The 16,881-nt window shown below is 47.0% G+C and carries 15 protein-coding genes and 1 tRNA gene; 5 read left to right on the top strand and 11 right to left on the bottom strand.

Annotation, left to right across the window (positions count from 1 at the left end):
• Positions 1-292: 292 nt before the first annotated feature.
• The gene (locus I2I11_RS09015) at positions 293-1,540 is read right to left on the bottom strand and encodes an MFS transporter (RefSeq protein WP_196267358.1); all 1,248 of its coding nucleotides are present in this window, start codon (positions 1,538-1,540) and stop codon (positions 293-295) included.
• A gap of 312 nt (positions 1,541-1,852) precedes the next feature.
• Here I2I11_RS09015 and I2I11_RS21435 point away from each other — a divergent pair, with 312 nt between their 5' ends.
• Positions 1,853-1,987, top strand: a complete 135-nt coding sequence (locus I2I11_RS21435) for a hypothetical protein (RefSeq protein ID WP_255531361.1) — start codon at positions 1,853-1,855, stop codon at positions 1,985-1,987.
• A 61-nt stretch (positions 1,988-2,048) separates the two neighbouring features.
• Here I2I11_RS21435 and I2I11_RS09010 read toward each other — a convergent pair whose 3' ends face one another.
• The 3 genes from I2I11_RS09010 to I2I11_RS09000 form a co-directional block, all read right to left on the bottom strand.
• The gene (locus I2I11_RS09010) at positions 2,049-3,746 is read right to left on the bottom strand and encodes an ATP-dependent nuclease (RefSeq protein WP_196267357.1); all 1,698 of its coding nucleotides are present in this window, start codon (positions 3,744-3,746) and stop codon (positions 2,049-2,051) included.
• 232 nt (positions 3,747-3,978) lie between these two features.
• A tRNA-Arg gene (locus tag I2I11_RS09005) sits at positions 3,979-4,052 on the bottom strand.
• A 56-nt stretch (positions 4,053-4,108) separates the two neighbouring features.
• Positions 4,109-4,840 (bottom strand): TVP38/TMEM64 family protein, encoded by a 732-nt coding sequence (locus I2I11_RS09000; RefSeq protein WP_196267356.1) that lies wholly within the window; start codon positions 4,838-4,840, stop codon positions 4,109-4,111.
• A 173-nt stretch (positions 4,841-5,013) separates the two neighbouring features.
• Between I2I11_RS09000 and I2I11_RS08995 the strand changes: the two genes are divergently transcribed.
• The gene (locus I2I11_RS08995) at positions 5,014-6,153 is read left to right on the top strand and encodes a cystathionine gamma-synthase (RefSeq protein ID WP_196267355.1); all 1,140 of its coding nucleotides are present in this window, start codon (positions 5,014-5,016) and stop codon (positions 6,151-6,153) included.
• Positions 6,154-6,269: 116 nt separating this feature from the next.
• Entirely contained in the window at positions 6,270-6,779 is a 510-nt protein-coding gene (locus I2I11_RS08990) for a DUF6141 family protein (protein ID WP_196267354.1), read from the top strand.
• Between the two features lie 177 nt (positions 6,780-6,956).
• On the opposite strand, the gene I2I11_RS08985 is transcribed toward I2I11_RS08990, so the two are convergent.
• From I2I11_RS08985 to I2I11_RS08970, 4 genes are all read right to left on the bottom strand, one after another.
• A complete protein-coding gene (locus I2I11_RS08985) occupies positions 6,957-7,667 on the bottom strand; it encodes an OmpA family protein (protein WP_196267353.1) in 711 nt (236 codons plus the stop codon).
• A gap of 440 nt (positions 7,668-8,107) precedes the next feature.
• Positions 8,108-8,920 (bottom strand): hypothetical protein, encoded by an 813-nt coding sequence (locus tag I2I11_RS08980; RefSeq protein WP_196267352.1) that lies wholly within the window; start codon positions 8,918-8,920, stop codon positions 8,108-8,110.
• Between the two features lie 455 nt (positions 8,921-9,375).
• Entirely contained in the window at positions 9,376-9,732 is a 357-nt protein-coding gene (locus I2I11_RS08975; RefSeq protein ID WP_196267351.1) for a SpoIIAA family protein, read from the bottom strand.
• 67 nt (positions 9,733-9,799) lie between these two features.
• A complete protein-coding gene (locus tag I2I11_RS08970) occupies positions 9,800-10,201 on the bottom strand; it encodes a DUF5329 family protein (RefSeq protein ID WP_230679993.1) in 402 nt (133 codons plus the stop codon).
• A 259-nt stretch (positions 10,202-10,460) separates the two neighbouring features.
• Here I2I11_RS08970 and I2I11_RS08965 point away from each other — a divergent pair, with 259 nt between their 5' ends.
• Positions 10,461-10,982: a DUF421 domain-containing protein gene (locus I2I11_RS08965; protein WP_230679992.1), complete on the top strand. Its 522-nt coding sequence runs from the start codon at positions 10,461-10,463 to the stop codon at positions 10,980-10,982.
• A 40-nt stretch (positions 10,983-11,022) separates the two neighbouring features.
• Here I2I11_RS08965 and trxA read toward each other — a convergent pair whose 3' ends face one another.
• Positions 11,023-11,349 carry a thioredoxin gene (gene trxA, locus I2I11_RS08960; protein ID WP_196267350.1) on the bottom strand — a complete coding sequence of 109 codons (327 nt, stop codon included), beginning with the start codon at positions 11,347-11,349 and terminating at the stop codon, positions 11,023-11,025.
• Between the two features lie 68 nt (positions 11,350-11,417).
• Between trxA and I2I11_RS08955 the strand changes: the two genes are divergently transcribed.
• The gene (locus tag I2I11_RS08955) at positions 11,418-11,870 is read left to right on the top strand and encodes a hypothetical protein (RefSeq protein WP_196267349.1); all 453 of its coding nucleotides are present in this window, start codon (positions 11,418-11,420) and stop codon (positions 11,868-11,870) included.
• A 12-nt stretch (positions 11,871-11,882) separates the two neighbouring features.
• Here the strand turns inward: I2I11_RS08955 and dnaE are convergent, their stop codons facing one another.
• Both dnaE and I2I11_RS08945 read right to left on the bottom strand, forming a co-directional pair.
• Positions 11,883-15,506: a DNA polymerase III subunit alpha gene (dnaE, locus tag I2I11_RS08950; protein WP_196267348.1), complete on the bottom strand. Its 3,624-nt coding sequence runs from the start codon at positions 15,504-15,506 to the stop codon at positions 11,883-11,885.
• 177 nt (positions 15,507-15,683) lie between these two features.
• Positions 15,684-16,808, bottom strand: a complete 1,125-nt coding sequence (locus I2I11_RS08945; protein WP_196267347.1) for a mechanosensitive ion channel family protein — start codon at positions 16,806-16,808, stop codon at positions 15,684-15,686.
• Positions 16,809-16,881: the final 73 nt, after the last annotated feature.

Below are 16,881 nucleotides of genomic sequence, written 5' to 3'. Positions count from 1 at the left end.
TGATAAGGGTTAGAATGTGGAAGTTTACTTAAGACACCTGTATTGATCTGCACAGGCGTACTTCTGTTATGAAGACCCCAAAACGCTGCCGCTGGTTGCAAGCGGATGTGCTAAGAATTTACTTTTTATTCTTTTTCGATTGGCCTTTACGGATTAGCAGCAGATTCCGTGTCTTAAAAAAGTTTCCGGCAAGTTTAGAGCATGTAACAGGTTAACTCTGATGAAAGAATATCCTGAAGGTATAAAGTCCTGGATGCTTTATTCTTGTATTACCTTTATTACCGTTAATGCCTTACGCCTTTTGGGTAACATTATGCGCAAAGGTTTTCAGGGGATGTCTCTGCATGCGTAATGCAGAAAACACACCGGCGCCAACAGTTAATATACCGGCGCCCAGCAATACTGCTTCCGCCCCGAACTTATCGCTGAAGAGCCCTGCTGCCACGGCACCTGCTACATAACCGAAATCACGCCAGAACCGGAAAATGCCCAGGCTCTGCGAACGCTGGCTGGGGTGAGTGTTATCTGCCACCAGGGTCATAAAGGTGGGGTAGACCATTGCTGTTCCGGCACCAACGGTGGCAAGCGCAGCGAGCATAACATTGTAGGACCCTGTAAAGAAAAGAGCAGCAATTCCCACTCCCTGTAGCAACATACCCAGGCACAGCAACTGCTTCCTTGAATAAGTATCCCCTATTTTACCTGTGAAAAGCTGGCCGATGCCCCATACAGCAGGATAAACACCAGCCAGAAAGCCTATCTCTACCAGCGAATAGCCCTGGGCGCCCAGTACCAGTGGCAGCAGGCCCCACAGCACCCCATCATTTATCTTCGTCACAAAACCATTTAACGTTACCGGGCCCAGGTTTGTATGGCGCCAGGTGGTGTCTTTCCAGACGCTTGGCAACAAGGGAGTAGTACTTTTCGCTGCCTCTGCCTGCACATGTGCATGCGTATCGCGCACGACAAACAGCGTAAGTGCCACACCCGCCAGAGAGAAGACAATGCCGGGTACGAAAGCATACACTATCACGCCGGTGGCCGAGGCAATATAGCCTGCCAGAAAGGAGGCCAGCCCTACGGCCAGGTAACCGGCAAATTCATTAATACCCATGGCCAGCCCACGGTTCTTTTCACCCACCAGATCTATGGTCATCACCACGCTGGAAGTCCAGGCCAGGCCCTGGTTAATGCCCAGCAGCAGGTTGGCTGCAATTACCCACCACCAGTTTTGGGCATAAAGCAGGAGCCAGGGCACCGGCAGCGCGAAAAGCCAGCCCACCAGCAGCAACTGTTTGCGCGTGAAACGCACGGAAAGCTGCCCCATCAATAGGTTGGCGACCGACTTTGCCACCCCAAATGCTACAATAAAAGAAAGAATAGCCGTATGGCCGTTCATGCCGAAAGCAGTTTCGGCCAGCTTCGGTAAAACAGAGCGCTCCAAGCCTACTATGGCACCAATAAAAGCGGTAATCAGCATCAGCAGCCAAAACTGTCCGGCATTCTCCTTCAAACCGGCCTGCGCGCCTGATTTAGTCATGGTATGATTTAGTTAAAGCGCCAAAGTTACTGCGATGATTTTTATTAACTGCTATCGGTAACAGAAAGACCTTCAATTGATGCCGAAACGCTTTTCGGTGCTTGCGAAGGGAGTCAGCGCGGGTTTATTATAGTTAATTAGGCTAGCCTACAGCGCTCATTTTTGAATTTTACCAGTCTTTTTCCAATGTCGTTGCAAGTTGAAGTATTAAGATTCAATCTTGTCAGATAAAGTGTATCGCTGTACCCTAATTCTCCTTTTCAATCTTGATCTACATAAATTAATATAAATGAAAGTCACTACACCCCGGACATGGCCCTACATAAGTTCATTTATCTCTCCCATCAGCATACCAGCAGTAAATGGGATGCCCTGAGTAACTGGAGCCAGACAGCCCAGCAACTCGCCATCTGGTTCGGCGACAGAATGCAGCTGGACTTGAAGTAAACCTTTATAAATGGGAAAGGATGACACAGTTTAGTTTACAATCCCGATTAGCTTTAAATTATTAGTCTTTGAAAGTCTTGTTCAAAGCTTTCACCACCTTGTAAAAATCAGAGAAGTTGTCAAGATTGCTAAATGCTTCTTTCTTGAATGCATCTAAAACTTTGCTCTTTAATTCATTCCTCGCGCTCTTACCACTATCAGAGTTCTCCATCGCCTTCTGCACCAGATCAACATTTTCAGCATAAGCCAATTTACGAATGTTAGCAGGCACAAGACCCTCTATGCATTTCTTTCCCGTTTCGTTCTTGCCAATAACAATATATTCTTGATATTCTTTTAAGTTTAAGGTTTCTAAAGTTTTTTTTACATCACTGTATTTGTCTAAATCGACAGTAACAACAAAGCGTTTAAACCTGTCCTTTATAAATCTTAAAAGAATATTATTTTTAAGATTACCCGCTCCGCCATAAGCAAAGATGTCTCCTTCAAACTTTAATCTGTTTGCTCCATGTCTCGAATCTTTGAGTAATTCAAAGTACTCCTTGTCTGTTTCGCCCTCAACTAAAATTATGTCATTAGAATTACTAAATATGGTTGATTTTAAAGGTCCTAAATCATCGCCATTAATGCCTAAAGAAAGAGCAAAAGGCTCGTACCATTTTTCTTGTTCGGTATCTATAACTTCTGATCCCTTACTTGCCAAGCTAAAGTTTCTCTCTAAAAGAATATTTGCTTTAGGAGACTTATGGCTTAATAGGTAAGGACTATGAGTTGCTACGATAATTTGAATTTTAAATTCAATAGCTATATCCTGAAGAATTCTGCCAAATTCAGCTTGAGCAGAAGGATGTAAAAAGCTTTCTGGTTCTTCTATTATGACTACAGGTGTGATTCTGTCGGTTAAGTCTCCTGAATCCTGCATTCTCTTCGCATTCATCAAGTTCATAAGAATAAGAGTTCTATTTCTTGTTCCACTACCCCATTCTTCCAGAGGTACCTCTATATCCTTTTCCTTCAGTGAAATTACAATGTTTTCTCGCTCAAATTTAAAACTGTTAATACCAAGAGATACATCATATTTTTCTTGTAACCTACCTAATAAACTGCTCAAACCGGTTTGATGCTTCTTCAAAGACTTAGTAACAGCATTTTCCAAGGACAACTTCTTTTTAGAAATGTTATCTGCATCATCATGGCCTAAGTATGATGCTAATGGTTCCCTGCTACTACCTCTCGTAAAAAAGAAAGGGTGATTTTCTGTAGAGTTATGGAATAGCACACTCCTTGATCCACGTAGCCTTCTTAGCAATTCATCTCTTTTGTATTCATCTTCAATAAGATTATTTCCGAAATATACATTGATACTGGTCTTCTTCTGTTGGTGTGACTGCGTGGCCTCTATCCTAAGAATTTCATCAGACCGGTTAAATTCCTCTTCATTTTTAAAAATGAGTTCTTTTAAAAATTTGAAAACGCCGGTATCAGTATCCTCATTCAACTCTACTTCTAAAAGGACAAAGATGTCCTCTTTTTCCTTGTTTTTTTTCTTCCAATGAGTAAAGTCATTGTCATAGTCTAAATCAGAGACATAATTTGAGTAAATCTTATGCTCATATGTAAGAAAGTTAAGTATTGCTTTGATTAAGTTTGACTTACCAGAGTTGTTCTTGCCTGATATAGCATTGTAATATGGATTAAACTCTATATCTATGTCTTCAAGGCTTCTATAGTTCTTTGCTTTTAATCTCTTAATTATCATAAGGAGGTATGCTTAGTAACAAGTGCAAAATGTATTATTATGACAAGGCTAAATGAACCTAACAGTATAGTAAAAAATTTATAGATAAATATAAAGATTAATTTAAGAAAAACACTAAGCACACATGTCTGGAAGGGTATAGGACAGGAAGTTTAAAACCATTTGTATGCAAATTGTGTGTACATAAAAAAAGCCACTTTACAGTTTTACCTGTAAGTGGCTGATTCTCAAGTGGTCGCGAAGGGAGTCGAACCCCTAACCTTCTGATTCGTAGTCAGATGCTCTATCCAGTTGAGCTACGTGACCAATTCCGTAATTGTGAGTGCAAAGTAAGGCTCTTTTTTCGTTATACGCAAGTCCTTTCAAATATTTTCAGCGTTTTTCGTGCTGGCCTTCCGGAGCGCTTTCTTCAGGGCACGATCGAAAACGAAGTATAAGCCGCCTACTGAGATGATTACCAGCAGGATCAGGAGCAGCTTGCCGCCGCTGCCTGTTTCGGGTTTCTGCAGCAGAATCAGGATGTCGCTGGCCTGGGTGCCTATCCAGAAAAAGAAAAAAGTGCGCGGCAGCATGCCCAGGATGCTGGCCAGGAAGAACTTCTTCCTGTCGACCTGCAGCAGCGAGAGCACAAAGTTCATCAGCGCAAAAGGCAGCACCGGCGAGATGCGCGTCAGAAATATCAGGCTCCAGCTTTCGGCACGCAGCTCCTGCATCAGGTTACGCGCGTTTTCGAAGCGGTTCAGGAAGCTCATCATTTTGCCGTGGTCAATCAGCTTGGCGAGGCTATAGCCCACCAGCGCCGCCACACCGTACGATACCACAATGCCCGGAAAGCCGCTCCAGCTCAGGTAAAAGCCGCTTGCCAGCGCCACAAACGTGGTAGGCGTGAGGGCCAGCGCCATGGTAACAGACACAATCAGGAAGTATAATCCCATTTGCCACCAGTTTAAGCCTTGCAGCAGCGCCTGATGGTCGTACAGTACATAGGCCAGCGTAGAACTTATCACCACGGGTACCACCACCAGCAGCAGCATCGAAATAAAGGTAGAGGCATTCTGGCGTATAAGGTTTCGCAGTAGGGCAAGTCGCTTCATGTGGTTGTGGTAAGTATAAACTAATCGTACGCTTATAAGACGAAAGACAAAGGACGAAAGATATGTGCGGGATTAAAAGCCTTGCCGGCCAGATGTAAGCGGCGCCCTAAAGTATTGCGGTTAAAATTATTAACTTGCAGCCTGTTGTTTATACTATAAATTATATACAAGACATGAAGTTCGGAACAAAAGCGATACATGCGGGTGTGGAGCCAGACCCTACCACCGGCGCTATTATGACGCCTATTTACCAGACGTCTACCTACGTGCAGAAATCTCCCGGCGACCACAAAGGCTACGAGTATTCGCGCACGCACAATCCCACCCGTACCCAGTTGCAAAATGCGCTGGCCGCGCTGGAGAATGGCAAGCATGGCCTTTGCTTTGCCTCCGGCATGGCAGCCGTTGATGCCATTATCAAGATGCTGAAGCCGGGCGATGAGGTAATTTCCACCAATGATTTATACGGCGGCAGCTACCGCATTTTCACGAAGATATTTCAGAACTACGGCATCAAATTCCACTTCACCAACATGGGCAACCTGGCTAATGTGGAGGAACTGGTGAATGACAACACGAAGATGATCTGGGTGGAAACGCCGACAAACCCTTTGCTCAACATCATCGACATAAAAGGATGCGCCGCCATCGCCAAAAAGCATAACTTACTTTTGGTGGCCGATAATACCTTTGCCACGCCATACCTGCAAACACCCCTTGATTTAGGCGCAGACATCGTGATGCACTCCCTGACCAAGTATATGGGTGGCCATTCGGATGTGGTAATGGGTGCTATTATCGTAAAAGACGATGACCTGCACCAGCAATTGTCTTTTATCCAGAACTCCTGCGGCGGCACGCCTGGCCCTCAGGATTGTTTCCTGGTGCTGCGCGGCCTTAAAACGCTGCACCTGCGCATGGAGCGCCATTGCCAGAATGGCCGACAGGTAGCAGAATTCCTGCGTAATCATCCGAAAATAGAGAAAGTATACTGGCCCGGCTTCGAAGATCACAACAACCACCAGGTAGCCAAAGAACAGATGCGCGATTTTGGCGGTATGGTGTCATTTGATTTGAAAAGCAACAAGGCGGAAGACGTAAAGCATGTGTTAGAAAGCTTTAAATTCTTTGCGCTGGCAGAGTCGCTGGGTGGCGTGGAGTCGCTGTGTGGCCATCCGGCTACCATGACGCACGCCAGCATTCCGCCTGCGGAGCGCATCAAAGCAGGGTTGAGCGATTCGCTGATCCGCCTGAGCGTGGGCGTAGAGGATGCCGAAGACCTGCTGGCCGACCTGGAGCAGGCGCTGGCATAAACAGGCCTATATGAGCAAGTATACTTTATACTTGCTCATACATAAAATCATACTTAAGAGCCGCTCTGATAACAATTGGAGCGGCTTTTTTCGTAGCAGAAATTATACTTTAAAGTATGGAGCAGGATAAGATACTTTTTAGGGAGCGGCAGCGGTTCAGGCAAGTGTGGTTGTGGGTGGTGGTGCTAGGCGCAGCGGCTATCTTTTGGGTAGGATTTGTGTACCAGGTGCTGCTGGGTAACTCTTTTGGGAATAAACCTGCCTCTAACCTGCAACTCATTATCGTGTTTGTGCTGGTAGGGGTGGGGCTGCCTTACTTTTTTTATATGATGCGCCTGCAAACCGAAGTAGTGCCGGGCGAACTGCGGGTGCGCTTTTATCCGTTTCATCTGCGCCCCGTCCGGATACCGCTGCACCTGCTGCGCGATTTTGAGCAAACGGTTTACAATCCTATCCGCGACTATGGCGGTTGGGGTATCCGCTGGGGCTTTGCAGGCAAGGCTTACAACATGTCGGGCAACGAAGGCGTGAAGCTATACTTTTACAACCACAAACCTTTGCTGATTGGCTCACAGCGTGCGGCAGAACTCTGCGAAGCCATCCGGCAGGCGAAAGAGATGAAGTAGCTGTTGATTGTTGGGGAACTGAAGTATGCCGTATCGTTTTTTGCTTCCTTAACCATTTAACGATGTAGCCATTCAGCAATAAAGCCCTCAGCGATAACAACCAGCCATCAATAAACCAAAAGCCGCCGGATACCTGATGGCTGCCGGCGGCTTTTGGTTTATACTTGTAATATATACTTAGGCTTTGATGCCCAGGATTTTGTATAATTCAGAGAAATCCGGTGTCAGGATAATTTCGGTGCGGCGGTTCTTCGCTTTTGCTTCGGCAGAGCGGCCTGTGTCTACGGGCATGTAAAAGGCACGGCCGGCCGGCGTAATCCTGTCGGGCGACAAGCCTTTGTCTGTCATCATGCGGGTAATTTCGGTGGCGCGCAGTACACTCAGGTCCCAGTTATCAGTCAGGTATTTCATGCCGCTTGCTACGCTCACGTCATCGGTATGGCCTTCTACCATCACGCCCACCTGCTGGTTTTTCTTCAGCACATCCACCAGTTGGTTAATGGCTTTCTGGCCACCTGCGTTTACTTTTGTGCTGCCCGTGGCAAACAGTAATTTATCCGACATCGACACGTATACTTTGCCATCTTTTATACTTACATGCAGGTCGCCCTCATTAAAGCCCTGCAGCGCCATGTTTACCTCGCTTTTCAGGTCATCGAGCATTTTCTGCTGCTCATTCATGGCGCGTTCCATGTCGGCCAGTTTCTGCTCACGCTCTTTCAGGCTGGCGCTAAGGGCATCAACTTTCTGTTGCGAGGCAGCCTGCTCACGTTCCAAAGCCTCTTTGCTGGCTTTCAGATCTTCATACTTTTTAGAAGACACGCAGGAGGCCAGCAGGGTGGTGCACAACAACAGGGACAGGAACGCTTTGAGATAATGTAATTTCATGGTTTTGGTAGGTTGATGTTTGTGTATAAATGATAACTTAAATATAAGGATTTACAAATATGATAAAAGATTGGGCATTATACTATAAATATCTCTAAAATTATATATAAATGTAAATTCTTGCCTCTAAGTACATGTAGTAGCATCGTGTAAGTTGTACATTTATATTATTCACCTCCACAGTGTTTAAATTGTTGGGCAGTGTCGATTTAAGAAAACGATAGGCGCACGCTGTTATTAACAGCGACAGGGCGGCATTAAACAACCAGAAGTGCTTATTTTATAAAACAGGGATTACAATTTACAGAGGGCTCATAAAGAAACCTTGCGGCACCTAAGATTTTCAGCAGAAAGCTTTTAAAGGTGCCGCAAGGTCAGGAGATATGCACCGGCTAACAGATGATGCGGTAGCTTATACTTATGCCGGATATTAGCTAAGGTTAATCACATTGATACTCAAACTCGTCTCCATTAGCGCCGGAAAGATCACCCCCGTAAACAAATTTCGTTGGGTAACTTTCGCTGTTGTAAGTATAAGTATAGGTATAGGTAAAAATCTCTTCTGGTTCTAAAGTTCCGCTTTCGTCTACACCCACCGCTTCGGCTTTCTTGCCGGGGTTGTTTTTGCCGAGACTATTATAAGGATAGACGCATACATGGTAGGGCACACCTTTTAAAGTGGAATAAGGTGTAGGGTTATTATCGTAGTTTTCATAAGTTGTCCAGCCGATAACATTAGCTCCATATAAGATTTCCCACTTTGTAAGATTATCGTTGTTATCGTAGGTATAGGCATAAGTGTAAGTAGCGGAGGCATCGTTGTCACCAAATCTTTCTTCGATCAGCCGCTTCCTGCTATCGTATGTAAACCTGCGGACATCTTCCTGCCGGCCATCCTGGCTGTACCGTTTCATGGTTGCTGCCAGGCCGTTGGTGTATTCATAAGTGTAGTAATAACTAAAGTCGCTCCCATGCACTTCTGCTTTTACGGCTTGGTTTTGGGCATTGTAGGTAATGTAAGTAACTGTTTCAGTTCCGTTACTGTGTTCATCAGTTAGTTTGGTTACATAGCCTTGTGCATTGTATTGTATCACTGTAGGGCCGTAGGTTCCGTTGATGATTTTTGTAAGCCTGCACGCCGGCTCTTCCGGTTCAGGCATCGGCACCTGGCCGTCATCATCGTTGCAGGCAGTGCTGCACAGGCCAAGAAAGGCGTATAAAAGCAACGGTTTAAGGAAGATGAGCTTTTTCATGCTCGTAGATTTTAAAGTTCCATGGAGAGGTTTATCCTTTATACGCTAAAAGATTAAATCAATGAATAACAGTAAGTTAAGAATAGCGTTCGTTGAAAGTATAAAAAGTGGACGGCTCTTTTTTTCATACTTAACATAAACATTTTCCTGCTAAATGTATATGTTAAGTATTTCTTGAGATTACAACAAAGAGAATACACGATACTTTTTAGCCTGGCGATAATGTACCGCGCCTACATTGAAGACGGCAGAAGTAAAATGCTGATGTACAAAGACGAACTATAAGTTGTTCCCTCCCCTAAAAGAATGGTATAACAAGGCGCATAGCTCAAAACGGCTGTTTGTCCCATTCTTAAGTATAAGTATAAACAAAAGCCGCTGCGCAATACATTGCACAGCGGCTTTTGGCTTGAATATAACGATGCAGGTATAACTGCTTTTTTAATTAAAGCCCTTTATGCATTTACCCAGGCCCAGGCATCAGACCGGTGCGCCAGGTCAAAGTGCTTTACCTGGGCGGAGGTGAAGGGCTTCGCCATTACGGTCACCATGTTCATCCAGGGAGCATCTCCTACGATGGCCGCTTTGCTGAAATTATTCAGGTGCTTAAAATCGAACTTTATTTCTTCCCACAGAGCTTTCAGGGTATAAGTTTCTACGTTCATCAGCTCTGCGTATACTCTGATTTTACCGTGCTGCCGGATTTTTTCTTCCAATACCGGAAGCATCACATCATAGTCATCTTTGTCAACTTTGGCGGAAATACGGAGCGCCACTAAGTCATCGTTTGCTTCTTCCAGGAATTGTAACATGGTTGCGGATCTTTAAATTAAACAAGTTAATGTTTAAACTACGTAATCCGATAGGGATGCGTTCTTCTTACGATTGCTCAATACGCTGCAATTGCTGGTGAAGGGCCTCCCCGCATGTAACAGTTTTGCCGTCGGGGAAGCGAATTAGGTAATCCTCGCCCGTCATACCTGATTTTGAAGCCAATCCGTCTATAAATTCTTCTGCTGTTTTTACCTCGTCCTTGTGCTTCTCCCATTTCGACTGCAGGTGATCGGCAGCCTGCTGGCAGTTATATTCTTCGCCATTGCGGATAAAAGTAGCCCCGTCCAGGTGGCGCACCCATTCTATCAGCCGCTCCACTTTCTGGGGTTCTGTGAGTTCCGCTATGCTTTCCGCACCATAGTTGCTGATAAAAGGTTGTGCCTGAACAAAGCTTGTGGCAGCCGGCCCAAGCAGGAGCGCTATGCCTAACATCGCAAATCTCAACATAGTAGTATTAAGTTTGTAAGTATAAATGCTTTAAGGTAAGTGTTTGATTCTCTCTTTCTTATTACCGTATTTACGGCACTTAGGTTCAACTAAAAACCCATATTCCGTAAATGTATCAAAGTGAATGAACAAAGCAGGCTGTATACATGCCTGCGTACAGCCTGCGCTAAAGTTTTCCTGTCCAAATACAATACCAAATGGCTTATGAGTGAGGTAATCGGGTATAACTTTGCTTTCGGTTTGGCCGTTCCAGCAAACTATGCAGGAGTTTTTCCATATGGCTTTCGGTATTCATGACGAGACACTGACCTGGTGGCAGATGTCGCTGCGGGCCATCGGAATATTTTTTGCTGCCGTGCTTATTCTCCGGATAGGCAGCAGTCGCATATTTGGCAAGAATACTACCTTTGATATTGTGCTGGGGGTTATTTATGGCTCAATCTTAAGCCGCGCCATTACCGGCAATGCACCTTTCTGGCCTACGCTGGCTGCCGCACTCACGCTGGTCGTATTGCACCGAGGTCTTGCCATGTTGGCCTTTTATACGAATATCGGCGTTGGCAACATACTAAAGGGCAAACCTGAGATGCTGATAAAGAATGGCGAACTGCAATGGGCGGCTATGCGCAGGAACAGTGTAACAGAACACGACTTATGCGAGGCCCTGCGCAACGCCGGCCACGATGCAGATTTAAAATCCGTTCGTTTAGCTTACCTGGAGCGCAGCGGCAACATCAGTGTCATAATGAAATCGGATGAACAGAAAAGGCCTCTCCCATAACAGGAGAGGCCTTCTTTTATAAGTATGATTATACTTTGGGTTACGCCATTTGCGCTTCAAGTTTCTGCGACAGCACGTTTTTAGGCACAGCGCCCACCTGCTTGTCTACCACTTCACCGTTTTTAAACACCAGCAGCGTCGGGATGCTGCGGATGCCAAACTTGGCGGAAGTCTGCGGGTTGGCATCTACGTCTACTTTGCCGATAACGACTTTGCCTTCGTACTCGCCGGCCAGTTCTTCTACAATCGGGCCTACCATGCGGCACGGGCCGCACCATTCTGCCCAAAAGTCTACCAATACCGGTTTATCTGAATTGATGATTTCATCAAAATTTGCGTCTGTGATTTCTATTGCTTTTTTAGCCATAACTTTAATGGTTTGTTGGTTTAATTCTCTGTTTTAAATTTAATAACTATAACAGGATTGACAAATACTTGCCCAAACTATACCTGCCTGTACTATTGTCTTCTTTTATACTTACGACATATCCCGCCGATAGGTATGATTTATTTGTATCAACAAATGTTGCAGCTAAAAGTTTCAGAAACAAGTTTAGCGAAGAAAAAGTGGAGAGGAGGGGCAAGGCAGGAGAGAAAGGAGGTGCAGCAGCTAACTGGAAGGCTGCTATATCAACAGTTCCATGGGGAGCAGAGCAGGTTCTCCGGCATAACTGCCAGCGGACGGGTACGATTCTGTTCTTAAGCTCCATGCGAGCTTATACTTTAAAATATAAATCCCTGGCAGGCTACTTCCGGACTAAGAAGTACGAGAGAGCAGTAAAACAAAAGAGGTGTGTCACCGCAGCAGCACACCTCTTTTTATACTTTCAGCAGAAGCGGAAATCATCTTCAAATCTCCACATCCCCAAATTTTCAAATCATTATTAGCCTATCAGCACATTAAATCAACTTACATTCACCCAAACCCATCTCCTTGATGGAAGCCAGAAACGGTTTCGGATCGATTCTGTATTTGCGGGAGTACATGGGCAGGGCCAATTTCTCCTCCGGCACGTGCAGCGTTATCTCCAGGCGTTTCTGGCCTGGGCTGGCGATGATGGCCCCTTCGAGCGCCTCAGCCAAATTTTGGTTAAAATGCTGCAAATTGATGTTAAGCTGTACGCCCTGCGCCATCTTATCGGTAATATCGCCGAGTAACTGGATATTTTGCGGACGCAATTCCCACTGGTCTTCTGTTTTATAGCGCAGCTGCACTTTACCCCTGATGAACAAGTATAAGCCTGTTTTCAGGTAAGGCGAAAACTTCATGTAATCCTCGCCGAACAGCGCCATCTGCATCGTAGAATCGTAATCTTCTATAGAAAACAAGGCAAACGGGTTGCCGTTTTTGGCCGTCCGGATTACCACTTCCGACACCATCCCGGCCACGTTCACCTCGCGGTTTTTGTACTCCTCAATTCTGTCGAGCGGACAGGTGCAGTAAGAATCTATTTCCAGCTTAAACTGGTCGAGTGGGTGGCCCGACATGTAAAAGCCTACTACTTCTTTCTCGCGGCGCAGCATTTCGGCCTGCGTCCATACCTGCACTTCCGGAATCTTCGGTAGCGGAGATGCCACCGCGGCGCTGCCGCCAAACAGCGACTGCTGTGCTGCCTGCTGTTCAGCCTGGTAATTGTTACCGTAGCGCACCGCCTTCTCCAGCAAAGGCATGCTTTCGCCCTCCGGTACTTCTATCAACTGCGCCCGGTGGTACAATCCCCACGAGTCAAACGCACCGGCCAGGGCCATACTTTCAAAGGTCTTTTTGTTCACGGCCCGCAGGTTCACGCGCTTGGCAAAGTCGAAGATATCCTGGTACAGTCCGTTTGTCTCACGTTCTGAAATAATGGCATCTACGGCAGATTCGCCGGTTCCTTTTATCGCAGCGAGGCCAAAACGAATCTGGCCTTTCTCGTTCACGTTGAACTTTAAGAGCGATTCGTTCACATCCGGGCCCAGTACTTCCACGCCTTGCTTGCGTGCCTCCTCAATAAAGAACGTCACTTTTTTGATGTCGTTCATGTTGTTGGTGAGCACGGCAGCCATGTACTCGGCCGGATAATGCGCTTTCAGGTAACCCGTCTGGTAAGCCACCACCGAGTAGGCGGCCGAGTGGGAGCGGTTAAAGCCGTATTGCGCGAATTTCTCCATCACGTCAAACACCTCAGAAGCTTTCTTTGGAGCGATTTTGTGCTTTTCGGCAGCTCCTTTGATGAACTTTTCCCGCTCCTCGGCCATCTTCTTCATGTCCTTTTTACCCATGGCGCGGCGCAGCAAATCGGCACCGCCCAGCGAGTAACCGGCCAGAATCTGGGCCGTCTGCATGATCTGCTCCTGGTATACCATAATACCGTAGGAGTACTCCAGTATAGGTTTGAGCAGCTCGTGCGGGTATTCTACCTCTTCGCGGCCATGCTTCCGGTTAATAAAGTTGGGGATGAACTGCATCGGGCCTGGGCGGTACAGGGCGTTCATCGCAATCAGGTCTTCTATGTTGGTGGGCTGCAGGTCCTTGAGGTACATGCGCATGCCTTCCGACTCAAACTGAAACGTGCCAATCGTGTCACCGCGCTGGTAGAGCTGGTAGGTTTTCTCGTCGTCTATCGGTATGGCATCAATGTCGATCTTCACGCCATGGTTTTTCTCGATCAGCTCGATGGCGTCTTTGATGATGGTCAGCGTTTTCAGACCCAGGAAGTCCATCTTCAGCATGCCCGCGCTCTCGATCACTTTGCCGTCGAATTGCGTGACGAGCAGGTCGGCGTCTTTGGAAGTGGAAACCGGGATATAGTTGGTGATGTCGTCGGGCGCGATGATGACGCCGGCAGCATGTATACCTGTGTTACGGATGGAGCCCTCCAGCTTCTCGGCCAATCTTAGCGTAGCGCCACGATGATCGTTGCCTTCGCGGATGGCAGCCAGTTCCAGATTTTCGATAAAGGCCTTGGCCAGGGTAGTGCCCGGCGTGTCCGGCACCATTTTGGCCAGTTCGTTGGCCTCAGCAAGCGGCAAAGAGGTAGATCGGGCCACATCTTTAATCGACGATTTAGCGGCCATCGTACCAAAAGTGATGATCTGCGCTACCTGTGTTTTGCCATACTTCTCTACCACGTAGTCAATCACGCGCTGGCGGTTCACGTCGTCAAAGTCAATATCAATATCGGGCATTGATACACGCTCCGGGTTGAGGAATCGCTCGAACAGCAGGTTATACTTGATCGGGTCGATGTTGGTGATACCGATGCAGTAAGCCACCGCCGAGCCGGCCGCCGAACCACGTCCCGGTCCCACGGCCACGCCTATGTCGCGGCCTTTGTTGATGAAGTCCTGCACAATGAGGAAATAGCCGGCAAAGCCCATCGTCTCAATAATGCGCAGTTCGTAATCCAGGCGTTCTTCTATTTCCGGGGTGATATCAATGTACCGCTTCTTAGCTCCCACAAAGGTCAGGTGACGCAGAAAGGCATCGGCATTGGCGTGCTCCGGCGGAATCGGGAAATTGGGCAGCAGGATGTCACGCTTCAGCTTGGGCGGCGTTATCTTGTCTACAATCTCGTTGGTATTATCCACCGCCTGCGGCACATCCTTGAACAGCGCGTTCATCTCGTCCTGCGTTTTAAAGTAGAACTGGTCGTTGGGGAAACCAAAGCGCGTTTTCGGGCCAGCTTCGTCGATGCGGTTCAGCATTTGCCGGATATTTGGCATATGGCCATACTTGTTGCGTACGTTGTCCACGGTGTCGTATATCACTTTCTGGTCATCTGACAGAAAACGGTAATATTTGGTCGCAAAATCACCAACGGGTGTGCTCTGGTCTTCGCCGGTGTTCACGCACAGCAGGATGTCGTGCGCGTTCCAGTCGTCCTGATCCACGTAGTGCGAGTCGTTGGTGCAGATCACCTTGATGTTATACTTATGGGCAAACTTCAGCAGCACCTGGTTCACGTCTTCCTGGCTTTTGCCGGTGCCATCGATGTTCTGCAGGCCGTGGCGCTGCAGCTCGATGTAATAATCCTCGCCAAACAAATCAAGCCACCATTTCAGCAGTTCCTCGGCTTCGGCCTCCGTTTTCCAGAGGATAGCCTGCGGCAGCTCGGCGCCGATGCAGCAGCTGGTGGCAATCAGGCCTTTGCTATACTTCTGCAGCAACTCTTTGTCGATGCGCGGCCACTTGCTGTACACACCTTCGATGTATGACAGCGAGCAGAGCTTGGCCAGGTTCTGGTAACCTTCCTGGTCTTTGGCCAGCAGGAGCTGGTGGTGACGCACATCTTTCTGCTCCTTGGTAAAGGTCTTCAGGTGGCGGTCTTTTACCAGGTAAAACTCGCAGCCCACGATCGGCTTCACGTTATACTTGTTGGCCTCGGCCACGAAATTAAAGGCGGCAAACATGTTGCCGTGGTCCGTCATGGCCACGGCGGGCATGCCATCAGCCTGCGCCTTTTTCATGAGCGCGCCAATGCTGGCCTGGCCGTCGAGCAGCGAGTACTGCGTATGGGTATGTAGATGCGAGAAAACAGGCATTTCGGAGAATTACGAATTACAAATGATGAAATACGAATGACATCTTTATTAGAAGAAGTCTATACTTGGAAGTCATCTTCGGGATGATAAAAGTACGGAAAATCGGGCGGCTGCCCAAGTATAAAGTGCTATGGTTACAACAAAAAAGCAGCGGAAATTGTCTCCGCTGCTTTGCTTTTAATGGGCTATACTTTGTTGCTCGGAGCCTTGCCGGCTGGGGGGCTGCACCGGCTCCTTTTCCTGCTCGTCCTCCTGCTGATTTACCACGAACAGCGTGCGGGTTGGGAATGCAATCTCGATTCCGAGCGCTGCAAACTGCTTGTAAATGCTCAGATTAATGGCTTGCTGGATATCCATGTACTTGTTGTAGTCCGGGTCGAGTACGTAGTATACTATTTCATAGTCAAGACTGGAATCGCCGTAGGAAGCAAAGTGCGCCCGGTCGAATTTCACCGGTTCCTGCTCCTCTACAATGCTTTTAAGCAGTTCCGGAATCTTTTCCACGTTTTCGTAGGATGTTTGGTAAGTAACGCCAATTTTAAAGACCACGCGGCGCTTTTGCATGGTTTTAAAGTTATGGATGCGGGAACTGGTCAGGTCGCTGTTAGAGAACACCAACTGTTCGCCGGATAGGGTCCTGATACGCGTAGTTTTTACGCCGATGTGCTCTACTGTGCCATTTTCGTTACCAACCACCAGAAAATCGCCGACCTCAAAAGGCCTGTCCAGGAAAATAACAAAGTAGTTGAACAAGTCGCCAAGTATGTTTTGTGCTGCCAGCGCCACCGCAATACCGCCTACGCCCAGGCCGGCGATGATGGCTGTGAGGTCGTAGCCCAGGTTATCAAACAAAAAGCCCAGGCCAATAAACCAGATAATAATGCCGATGATGAGGTTGATGGCTCCCATCTCGTTGGCTCCGCTGGCTGTGTGGTGTTTCCGGGTGAAATAAGCCCCCACCACCAGCGACAGGGCCGACGATACAAAACGGATCACCAGGATAGTGATAGCTACGGTTGTTGCAATGTCAATAATTTTATCGGCCCTTGCTGAGAGCGTCAGATAATTTATACCTACATAAACAATACAGATATTGATAATCGGTATACCAAAACGCTCAAAGCTCCCGATGAGGTAATTATCAAATTTAAACTTGGTTTTTTCGGTCCAAAGGGAAATCTTTATCAGAATTGTCCGCTTAAAAAGCCTGACCAGCAGCAAAGCGACCAAAATACAGGCTACTACAATGATGTAATCTTTAACGGTGTTATGGAAATAAATTCTTTCCAGTACTTCGTTCATACGCTTATTCTATTTTAAAAATGTAAGGTTACTTATACCTCCCTTAGCTGTTTATGTTACCTTTCTTTTTTGC

This window comes from Pontibacter rufus, assembly GCF_015694705.1.
Classification (GTDB): Bacteria; Bacteroidota; Bacteroidia; order Cytophagales; family Hymenobacteraceae; genus Pontibacter; species Pontibacter rufus.
This window is presented reverse-complemented; position numbering and strand designations above follow the sequence as displayed.